General features: G+C 37.4%; 1 protein-coding gene. It reads right to left on the reverse strand.

The window, feature by feature from the left end; translation table 11 throughout:
• Positions 1 to 235: chorismate mutase (locus NE668_RS10040; RefSeq protein WP_256196879.1), on the reverse strand; the 235-nt coding region annotated here is incomplete at both ends.

Consider the following 235-nt stretch of genomic DNA (forward strand, 5'->3'; position numbering starts at 1 on the left):
CTCATAGACATGAGCTGCTGATACAGCTCCTGGATTCCTTTCTTATTGAAATCCCCCTCTACTTTTGACATTACATCTGCAAGTTTTTCTTTTTCTCTTTGCCTGTCAAACACCTTTTTTCCTGATTTCACTTTATATTCTCCGACTTTTCTGCAGACTTCCATCCGTTTTTCATAAAGCTCTGCTATTTCATTATCAATTTTATCAAGTGCTTCTCTCAATTCTCCAAGCGATG

Origin of the sequence: Veillonella parvula (assembly GCF_024461875.1) — a bacterium.
In the GTDB taxonomy this organism is placed as follows: domain Bacteria; phylum Bacillota; class Negativicutes; order Veillonellales; family Veillonellaceae; genus Veillonella; species Veillonella parvula_I.